Genomic DNA, 10,043 nt, shown 5'->3' with positions numbered 1-10,043 from the left:
AAAATCTTAAAGGTCAACTGCATTTAGTTCTAAGAACAAAGAGTCAACTTACGATTAGTTTTAAGCAAAAACAGAGTCAACCAAAATCAGTTCAGGTCAGGGATCAATATCGACTGCACTAAAAAGAGAATCGACCTAAACGACTCCACCCAAGTCGTTAGGCTGAAATTCTTTACCGTTTCAAGATTAGATCAGTTTCTTTTCTTTCTTGAAAGCGTCAACAACGGGACCTGCAGCATGCGGGTTGGTCATCAGCATCGGATCAACCAGCTTCTTAGCTTCCTCGACTGTCATCAGACCCATTTCTACGACAGCTTCACGAACGTTCTTTCCGGTTTGTTCGCAGTAATGAGCTACCTTGACGCCCATCGGATAGCCAAGCGCTGTTGCAACAACCGTACTCAGAGCGATAGAGGAGTTGGCTTCCTGAGCGCATCTTTCTTTGTTGGCGGTCATTCCGTCAACGCAGTGGACACGCAGGATCTCAAGTTCGCTGTTGATTAACTGGAAGTTTTCGAATAGGCACTTGTAGAAAGTTGCATCCCAAACGTTCAGGTCAAGCTCGCCTTCGTCATAGGCCATGGAGATGGCGATGTCATTGCCGACGACCTGGTGAGAGATCTGGATAACCATTTCCGGAACGGTTGGGTTAATCTTGCCCGGCATGATAGAGGATCCCGGAGAAAGGGCGGGAACGTTGACTTCCATGAAGCCGGAACGAGGGCCGGAACCCATCAGTCTGAAGTCTTTGCAGATCTTGGAAAGTGTCATTGCCACTTCTTTGAGGACGCCTGAGACTTCAACGATGAAATCAGGATTCTGGAAACCGTCGAAAAGGTTTTCCATCGGTTTGACTTCTTCGCCGTACTGTTTGCTAAGTTCCACATAAAGCGCATCTTTGTAGCCTGGGGCTGCGCTAAAGCCGGTACCGACAGCGCTGCCGCCCATCACGATTTCAAAGCAGCCGGGACGGAGATGTCTGACTTTTCTTGCCATGCGTTCAACAACGGAAGCGTAGCCGCTGAATTCTTGGCCGAGTGTCAAAGGAAGAGCGTCCTGAATACAGGTTCTGCCGACTTTAACGACGTCTTTGAACTCTTCTTCTTTCTTACGTAAAGAAGCTGCCAAAAGGTCCAACTGTTTGATGAGTTCATCAACACGACCGATCATACCGAGGTGAGTCGCAGAAGGAATCGTATCGTTGGTGGACTGACCCATATTGACATGAGTGTTCGGATGAACTTTTTCTGTTCCTTTATGACCGGTCAGGATTTCATTGGCGCGGTTGCCGATGACTTCATTCACATTCATGTTGACGCAAGTGTAGCCGCCGCCCTGCCACATATCGAGCGGGAACTGGTCATTGAATTTGCCTGTCAGCATTTCGTCGCAGGCCTGAGCAATGGCCTTTGATACGTCGGCCGGCATAGCACCGATCTTACCGTTGGCAATGGCAGCTGCTTTCTTAATCTGTGCCAGTGCGTAGTGCATGTCCGGATAGAAAATAACAGGAAGATTCGCTGTACCTGATACTTTCTCCATACGGTGTGTTTGGATGCCGTAGTACTGATCGTTCGGGATCTCCATTTCACCGAGGCAGTCCCGTTCAATTCTTACGTCTGTCATTGTTTCTCCTTGAAACGTTGTTGTGAATGAGCACATTGTGGATGAGATTGTGAAGAGAAGCGATTAAGGTAAAAAATTCCATACTTGAAATTAAGTTTTTCTTCACTTGAGCGATTGAGACTTAAAGGTAGAAATCGTGAAAAAAGATCAAAAAAAATCCCCCGTCTGGTTCGAATACGGGGGAGGCAGGATAATGCCTGGATATCAAAAAACCTCTTGCCAAAAAGACTCACGCTGTATTGCCTCATTTTGCTTACTTCAGTTAGAGTATTCTGAAGGTTTTCAACTTCTATCTCCAGCAACATAAGAAATTTAGAAGGATAAGTTAAGTTTTGCTTTAATCAAAAGCAAAAGCGTATAGGTCTAATTCAACAACACCATCGGCTTCATCAGTTATGTCGTGTGCAGATGAAACTCAAAGGCAGATACTAAAAAGGTTTTAGAGTGGTGCTTGCGTGGTGGAAGCTCTTTTTGTACGAGGATCCTCTGTAAGTCAATCGTCGATCAGCCGCGTTTAACAACTGTCGGCTCAATACCTTGTCTTTTGTAGGCGACATAGCGATGCCGCCCCTCCGTTAATTCGGGATCGTCTCTGCCGACAATATCGATAATTTTAGGGAAACGTTCCATCAAGGCCTTTGTATCAATTGGCGCGCCGTGCGTTAGAAGAACTAAAAGCTCGGCATCGGGAAGATCAGCCGCATGAGTGGAAAGGGCCACGCCGCCTCTTTGCATATCCAGTGTATTAGGACGGCCGTGGGGAATAAAAGAGGTGGGCTCGAACGCCCAAAGCATATTATCAAACCGACGAAGTTCATCATCCGTTTCCAAGAGTACACACGCAGACACATTCAGCCGCTGCGCTTTACGCATGGCCAAACAAGCGTATTTGAAACGGTTTTCAACACCGGTATGAAATGCTAAATCTGACATGACTGAAATCTTGTCATATTCGATGTTTTGAATCAAGCGAGTGCGCATACTTAGTGCCAAAAACAAAAGGCCGGGCGAACCGACCTTTTGTTCAAAGCAATTCAGCCTTAATACATGAACTGATAATTCAGAGTGACATTCTGTCCGAAGCTGCCGTGTGCGCCTGCAGCTGCGCCATACATAAATCCGAAAGAATGCTGTCCCTTCGTCAGCTGAAGACCCACTTTACCTCGATAGGTGACAGAGTTTGCAAATCTGCCGGAACCTCCTTCCTCTCCACTGAAATAGGTCTTGCGCTTTCCGGCTGTCGGAATGACGGCCAAACCGATCATCGTGCGGGACTTCCAGCCAGCAGCACAGGTGTACTCAAAACCTGCGTTAACGCCAACGGGGAACTGCCAGATATTGGAGCCTGACATGTTCACAGAACTTGGCTCCGGCGTTTCTCCCGGTTCGAGGTTATCAGTACCGTCCGACTTCAAGGCTCCATTGGAAAGATGCGTGAAGCGGACGCCGTAGTAAGGAACGAAAGAAATTCCGCCCGCGACAAAGCTGGTTTCAAAACGAAGGCCTGCATTGAGTGCGTGGGAATTACGATCCTCAATGTCGTGTTTGCCGTCATCTTTCTGATGGGTATAGCCCAAATTAGCTATGACATTAACTTTTTTTCCAGTCCAAGTTCCGTAAAGGTTGGCGCCATACCAATGAGAGTCAATCTTTAAATCATCTTCACCTTCATTGTCATACCACTTCAGCTTACCAGCGCCCCCGTTCAAAGCGAGGCCTAAGCGGAAATTGTCAGCAATAACATGGTCGTAACCAAAGACACCCCCAGCACCTTTGTTTTTGAACTTACCAAAGTCGCCGGTACGGTTAATTCGGTGCGTCATGCCATAAGCTTCAACCCAAGGATCGCCTTGTTTAAAGGTACGGTCCCAGCCGTTAAACAAAGGACCGGACATGGACAATCTTGAATCAATCACGTCCTGGTTGATATTGTTCACATCGTAAAGATTGGCAGTGAACATATCAGCACTGGCGGCTGCTGAAAACACAGCCAGAGCGAGGGGTGCAAGTCGAATCAGTTTCATTTTTCTCTCCGGGAAAAGAATTAGGCCTGAGGCAGCTTAGAAAGCTGTTCCTTGTTGGAAGCGAGCAGCTGTTCGTTGCTGGCCAAACGGCTTCTTTCCTGTTCAATAACTTTAGCAGGGGCCTTCTTAACAAAGTTTTCGTTGGAAAGCTTTGTGTTGGCCTTAGCGATTTCATTTTCTAAGCGGGTAATCTCTTTATTCAGACGTTCACGTTCAGCGGCAACATCAACTTTGATGATCAGCATGAGGCTGAAATCGTCAACGACTGCCACCGGAGCAGCGGAGCCGACAGGACGAACGGTTTCGAGATCATCTGTGAAGATCACTTCTTCCAAACGGCCGAGCGTCTGGAGATAAGGCGTGAGTTTCTCGGCTCTTGCGCGAGCTTCTCCGTCACGGCTGCTGATAGCCAGTGGAACTTTCTTAGAAGGAGGCACGAGCATGCCGCTTCTGAGGTTGCGAATGGCATCAACCATGGCTTTAAGTTCATTGATCGTCATGTCCGCCTGTGTGTTGACCTTTGCCGGGTCATAAACGGGATAGGACTGAACCATCAGAGAATCGACGGAATTTTCGCTGCGGACACCGGCAACAACAGAGACCTTCTGCCAAAGTTCTTCCGTAATGAAAGGAATAATCGGATGAGCCAGGCGCAGCGTCTGCTCAAGAACGGTAACCAGTGTATGGCGGGTAGCTCTCTGAACAGCTTCGTTGCCTTGGTTGAGCTGGACTTTAGAAAGTTCAAGATACCAGTCGCAGTACTGGTTCCAAATGAAGGAGTAGATTGCGTTGGCAGCGTTATCGAGACGGTAGTCTTCAAAGGCCTTACGGACTTCCTGAACAGTACGTTCGAACTCGGACCAAATCCACTGATCTGGAGCGGAGTATTCCATCGGAGCATTCGGATCAAGACCGCAGTCTTTACCTTCAATGTTCATCAGAACGAAGCGTGTGGCGTTCCAGAGCTTGTTGCAGAAATTGCGGTAACCGTCGGCGCGTTTGACGTCGAAGTTCACATTACGGCCGAGGGTTGCATAGGCAGCCATCGTGAAGCGCAGGGCGTCCGCACCGATTTCATTGATGCCTTCCGGGTAATGCTTGCGCAGTTTCCTTTCAACGATCGGAGCTTTTTCGGGCTGACGAAGGCCGGTCGTATTCTTCTTGACTAAGGATTCGAGATCAACGCCCTGGATGATGTCGAGCGGGTCCAAAGTATTGCCCTCGGACTTGGACATCTTGTTGCCTTCGGCATCACGAACCAGGCCGTGAATGTAGACATTCTTAAAGGGGACGCGCCCTGTGAAGAAACGAGTCATCATGATCATACGAGCAACCCAGAAGAAAAGGATGTCGTAACCGGTCACAAGAACAGAGGAAGGCAGATAAATATCGAAAGCCTTCGGATCGTTAATTAATGTAGAGAAGGGCACGAGGGCAGAAGAGAACCAGGTATCGAGAACGTCTTCATCACGATGAAGCTTGACGCCCTCTCCCGCTTTCTGCTGAGCTTCTTCTTCGGTATGAGCAACATAAACATTGCCTTTGTCGTCATACCAAGCCGGGATCTGATGCCCCCACCAGAGCTGACGGGACAAGCACCAATCTTGAATGTTAGAGAGCCAGTCTTTGTAAACTTTCTGCCACTGTTCCGGAAAAATATTCACCAGATTTTCCTGAACGGCTTCCAAACCGAGGTCAGAAAGAGACTTGCCTGGATAACGGCTGCCTTCCGGAGCCGGCTTACTCATTGCCAGAAACCATTGTTCTGAGATCATCGGTTCAACTACCTCACCGGTTCTCGGCACCAACGGAACCATGTGTTTATGCGGTTTGATACCGACGAGAAGGCCCTGAGCCTTCAAATCTTCGATGACGGCTTTACGAGCTTCATAACGATCCATGCCGCGGTATTTTTCGGGCACGTTATCGTTAAGATGTGCCGTTTTGGTCATGATGTTGACCTGCTCCAGGTTATGGCGCTTACCGACTTCAAAGTCATTGAAGTCGTGAGCCGGCGTAATCTTCACGCAGCCGGAACCGAACTCTTTATCCACATAATCGTCAGCGATGACGGGGATTTCTCGGTCTGTCAGAGGAAGCTTCAGTTTCTTTCCCACTAAATCTTTATAGCGTTCGTCTTCCGGATTGACCGCAACAGCTTGGTCGCCGAACATAGTTTCCGGACGAGTCGTTGCAACGACGACGCCTTCGGAGCCGTCAGCAGCCGGATAACGAATTTCCCAAAGATGTCCGTCTTGTTCTTTCGGTTCGACTTCCAGGTCGGAAACAGAAGTCTGAAGTTTTGGATCCCAGTTAACGAGGCGGCGCCCTCTGTAAATCAGGCCTTTTTCGTAAAGATCAACGAAACAGTCAACCACCACCTTGGCAAGATCATCGTTCATCGTGAAATAGAGGCGGTCCCAGTCAAGGGTGTCTCCTAAGCGACGCATCTGCTTGAGAATGTTGCCGCCGGAATATTCTTTCCACTTCCAAATTTCATTCACGAAATCGTCGCGAGGCATATCGCGGCGATTCTTACCCTGAGCTTCCAGTTTGCGTTCAACAACGATCTGAGTTGCGATACCGGCGTGGTCGGTTCCCGGCAGCCACATCGTGTTGTAGCCGTTCATGCGATAAAAACGGGTCAGGGAGTCCATCACGCTGTGGTTGAAGGCGTGACCCATGTGAAGAATACCGGTGATGTTCGGCGGCGGCAGCTGGATAGAGAAAGAGGGCTTGCCTTCTTCAAGGCCGGCCTTGAAATAACCTTGTTGTTCCCAGAAGGGATACCACTTGGCTTCAATCGAAGCCGGATCGTAACTCTTAGCGAGTTCTTTGTTCTGTGTTTCGCTCATGGTGCTGAAATGTGAATATGCGAATCAAAAATAGAATTTCTTATTTTCTCACGTATTGAGGCTTTCCGCGAAAAATAAGAAAAAGTCGGAAAATTTGACTGTAAACGTATGAAATTTTGGAGAAACGGAAAGGGGCATATGAGGAGAAGTATGACCGGAATCAGAAGATAAAAATGGGATAACCATTTCTTATTCAAAAAATAATTCTTCCTAATGCTATTTGGCTGGAAGCGTTTTTCTCGTTAATTTGATCTCGCATTTTCTCAAGGAGGAAACAATGCACATCAAAAAATGCTTTACAGCCATATTTATTTCCAGCGCTTTTTTATCCGCCGGATTAGTTAATTCTCATGCAGCCGAAGCTCCGGTTCAGCAGCAAAAAGTTGCGAAGCCAAACGTCGTGATCCTGGCCACAGGAGGAACAATCGCCGGCTCTGCCGCCAGCAACACCCAAATGACGGGCTACAAAGCTGGTGCGCTAGGTATTGATGTTTTGCTGCAAGCTGTCCCTGAGATTCACAAGGTTGCCAATGTCAAAGGTGAGCAGATCTCCAATATTGGATCTGAATCAATGAACAACAAAATTTGGCTGAAATTGGCCAAGCGTATAAATGAATTGCTTGCCAAACCTGACGTAGACGGTATCGTGATCACACATGGCACTGACACTCTTGAAGAAACAGCTTATTTCCTGAACCTTGTGACAAAATCCGACAAGCCAGTCGTCATCATAGGAGCTATGCGTCCGGCAACAGCTATTTCCGCTGACGGTCCTGTGAATATCTTGAATGCCGTAAATCTTGCCGCATCTAAGGATGCTAAGGGCAGAGGTGTACTGATTGCCATGAATGACAATATTAATGGCGCCAGAGATGTTCAAAAAACAAACACTCTAAGAGTTGACACTTTTCAAAGCCCGGAACTCGGTTACCTCGGTTACTTTGAAAACGGCCGTCCGGTTTTCTATAAGGCTACAACCCGTAAACATACAATAGATACCGAATTCGATGTCAGCAATCTAAACGATCTTCCTCGAGTCGACATTATTTACTCTCATGTGAATGATGACGGAAGAATGGCCGAAGCTGCCGTTGCCAACGGCGCAAAAGGTATCGTTCATGCCGGAACTGGGAACGGCTCTATTCATGAAGCAGCTGAACCAGCTCTTTATGACGCTGCCAAGAAAGGTATCGTTGTCGTGCGCTCTGCCAGAGTTCCAAACGGCCCGACGATTGAATCTACAGCTGCTTGGGATAAGGCAGGATTTGTTCACGCCGGCACGCTCAATCCGCAAAAAGCAAGAATCCTGCTGCAGTTGGGTTTAACCAAGACCAATGATCCGCAGAAGATTTCGGAAATGTTCAAACAATATTAATTAAATTAAAGGTTTGAAATAAGACGGAGCCCAGAATAAACCGGGCTCTTTTCTTGTGTCAGTCCCCAAGAAAGGAAATAAACTAAAAAAGAGGTTTTTTTCCTGGTGCATTACAAGAATTAACCCCTTAATAATTTAGTGATTATTGAATCTAAGAAATCTATTCAATTAAGGTTAACTCTACAAACAACATAAATTTTTTCTATAAGAAAGATTAAAAATATTTAATGTAGGAGGAATTTTTAGGACCCTGTCGGAAACTTGAGGTATGCAGACGAGGACTTGAAAATGAACTTCATATCTAACCTTGTAGAAAGCCTTTTCTTCAGATCTGACTCAATGAGATATTGGTCCGCTTCGCTTTACGGCCTTGAGTCGATCAAAGGAAAAGCGAAAAACCTTTCTGATCCCACAAAGCCCGAAATAAGTTTTGAAATTCTTGTGCCGAAAGAAACCGGAAAGATAAAAAAAGAAAAGCTCAAAACTTTGCCGGTTGTTCTTTACTTCCAAAGCGCTCAATTCAATATGAGTTACAGCATGCAGCAGGTCGCTTTTCTTGCACTTGAGAGCGTCCCGGTTATTTTGTTTGACTATCAGGGCGTTGGGGAAACTGAAGGTGAGGCTCGATTAGACAATTTAGACAAAGATGCAGGTGCGGTTTGGGAATGCGTCAAGAATTCTGATTTGATAAAGGGAAGAAAACTTGTTCTTTTCGGTCAAGGCGTTGGGGCCGATGCTGCGCTTCGTTTCTACCTCAGCCATAAGGATCAAGTGAAAGGTGTTGTCCTTGAATCCATTTACGCATCTCAAAAAGGTCTGATTCAGGAAAGACACGGATTTATTCTTGGCGATCTTTTAGCCAGGACTTTAAAGGAAACAGATATTCAGCCCGCGCAAGCGATCACCCTCGTTACATGCCCCTTAGTCGTCGTTAATCCTGGAAAAGATAATTTTGTGAGAAAAGGACAAAGGAAACTTTTCGAGTTCTCTCTTCCAAAACAGGCAGAAATTTGGAATGTTCCCGGCAAGAACTATTTATGCGTATTTGCCGACAATAATTCGCCTGTCCGAGAAAAATTATTAGATTTCATAAAGAATGTCGATTAATCAAAAAGATATTTTCAAACATTTTTCGAGTTCTCAAGAAGTGGCGGGGGAACATTTTTTTTCTCGTTCCTTCTCAGTGTTTATGAAGGTTATGGAGGAAAAGAAGTTTTCGGCAGCCGCTGTAAAACTTCAGCTCACACAATCCTCAATCTCTCAAACGATTGCGGGACTTGAAACGTCTTTGGGAGTGGACCTGTTTAACAGAGAAAGCAGGCCTCCCCAACCGACAAAAGAAGCGGTCAAACTCTACGAGGCGCTCAAAGAAAGCGAAAAGAACGTAAGCCAAATCTTAGTCAATATTCAGTATGAAAATCTTGTCAAGCCTGCTGTTCGTATCGGCATGATTGAATCTGCGGGGAAAGTCATTGCTGCAGATCTCTGCAAACAGATGCAGAAAACCCTCGGTCTCGTTTCTCTTACGTCCGAACCCAGCGGAACTTTGATGGAACAATTGAAAGAGGGAAGCTTGGATATTGCTGTATTGGCCGGAGAGGAAAGTCATGAAGACATTAATAAGTATTTTCTTGGGGAAGACCCTTGGTATTTTATATTTCCGAAAGAATTTACCCTGAATCAAGAAAAATTGACTTTTGAAAAACTCAAGCTTTGCGGTCTTCCCTTTATCTATCATTCAAAAGAAACCGCTGACGGAGGCTTGCTCAATGAATACTTCAGAAAGCACAATTTATATTTTCCGAAGGTTTTTGAAATACAAAGCAACGCCTTTGTTTACGACCTTGTCGGTGCGGGCCTGGGCTGGTCCGTGTCGCATATGCTTGGTTTAATGTCGCACGAGAAAAATACCCTGAATATTTGTCCTATTTCTGATGACTTTAATCCAAGAAAGATATATTTCTGTGTCCGCAAGGATTTCGACGTGAGAATTTCTAACCTTGTTCTCGATTGTGTCCGAGGTCTAATCGAAAGCCTCCGAGCTGTCAAACATGACCAGTAGAAATCGAGTAGGGTTTCGCTGAGTTCCAGCGAACACCCTCTCACACCACCGCCCGTACCGATCTGGTAGGCCAAGTCACCTTGATTTTACGGCGGTTTCTC

Annotated in this window: 7 protein-coding genes; 3 read left to right on the top strand and 4 right to left on the bottom strand. The window is 46.4% G+C overall.

The window, feature by feature from the left end:
* Positions 1–186: 186 nt before the first annotated feature.
* From ACZND6_RS12035 to ACZND6_RS12020, 4 genes are all read right to left on the bottom strand, one after another.
* On the bottom strand, positions 187–1,626 hold the full coding sequence (locus ACZND6_RS12035; protein WP_489524727.1) for an aspartate ammonia-lyase: 1,440 nt from the start codon (positions 1,624–1,626) through the stop codon (positions 187–189).
* A gap of 504 nt (positions 1,627–2,130) precedes the next feature.
* The gene (locus ACZND6_RS12030) at positions 2,131–2,607 is read right to left on the bottom strand and encodes a DNA polymerase III subunit chi (RefSeq protein ID WP_008811342.1); all 477 of its coding nucleotides are present in this window, start codon (positions 2,605–2,607) and stop codon (positions 2,131–2,133) included.
* A 59-nt stretch (positions 2,608–2,666) separates the two neighbouring features.
* Positions 2,667–3,650, bottom strand: a complete 984-nt coding sequence (locus ACZND6_RS12025) for an autotransporter outer membrane beta-barrel domain-containing protein (protein WP_300874671.1) — start codon at positions 3,648–3,650, stop codon at positions 2,667–2,669.
* A gap of 20 nt (positions 3,651–3,670) precedes the next feature.
* Positions 3,671–6,505, bottom strand: coding sequence for a valine--tRNA ligase (locus tag ACZND6_RS12020; RefSeq protein WP_008811344.1), 2,835 nt, complete (start codon positions 6,503–6,505; stop codon positions 3,671–3,673).
* 277 nt (positions 6,506–6,782) lie between these two features.
* On the opposite strand from ACZND6_RS12020, the gene ACZND6_RS12015 reads away from it, so the two are divergent.
* The 3 genes from ACZND6_RS12015 (at position 6,783) to ACZND6_RS12005 (ending at position 9,942) form a co-directional block, all read left to right on the top strand.
* Positions 6,783–7,880, top strand: a complete 1,098-nt coding sequence (locus tag ACZND6_RS12015; RefSeq protein ID WP_008811345.1) for a type II asparaginase — start codon at positions 6,783–6,785, stop codon at positions 7,878–7,880.
* Between the two features lie 339 nt (positions 7,881–8,219).
* Entirely contained in the window at positions 8,220–8,987 is a 768-nt protein-coding gene (locus ACZND6_RS12010) for an alpha/beta hydrolase (RefSeq protein ID WP_278417751.1), read from the top strand.
* Positions 8,977–9,942, top strand: a complete 966-nt coding sequence (locus ACZND6_RS12005; protein WP_290070232.1) for a LysR family transcriptional regulator — start codon at positions 8,977–8,979, stop codon at positions 9,940–9,942. The genes ACZND6_RS12010 and ACZND6_RS12005 overlap by 11 nt, the downstream gene beginning before the upstream one ends.
* Positions 9,943–10,043: the final 101 nt, after the last annotated feature.

The sequence above is a fragment of the Parasutterella sp. genome, assembly GCF_057870745.1.
The sequence above is the reverse complement of the archived record's forward strand: the minus strand, read 5'-3'. Positions and strand labels throughout refer to the sequence as shown.

Excerpts from the sequence above, each read along its gene's own strand:
- ACZND6_RS12010 (WP_278417751.1), top strand. The coding sequence starts at position 8,220 with ATGAGATATTGGTCCGCTTCGCTTTACGGCCTTGAGTCGATCAAAGGA.
- ACZND6_RS12035 (WP_489524727.1), bottom strand. The coding sequence starts at position 1,626 with ATGACAGACGTAAGAATTGAACGGGACTGCCTCGGTGAAATGGAGATC.
- ACZND6_RS12025 (WP_300874671.1), bottom strand. The coding sequence starts at position 3,650 with ATGAAACTGATTCGACTTGCACCCCTCGCTCTGGCTGTGTTTTCAGCA.
- ACZND6_RS12015 (WP_008811345.1), top strand. The coding sequence starts at position 6,783 with ATGCACATCAAAAAATGCTTTACAGCCATATTTATTTCCAGCGCTTTT.
- ACZND6_RS12030 (WP_008811342.1), bottom strand. The coding sequence starts at position 2,607 with ATGCGCACTCGCTTGATTCAAAACATCGAATATGACAAGATTTCAGTC.
- ACZND6_RS12020 (WP_008811344.1), bottom strand. The coding sequence starts at position 6,505 with ATGAGCGAAACACAGAACAAAGAACTCGCTAAGAGTTACGATCCGGCT.
- ACZND6_RS12005 (WP_290070232.1), top strand. The coding sequence starts at position 8,977 with ATGTCGATTAATCAAAAAGATATTTTCAAACATTTTTCGAGTTCTCAA.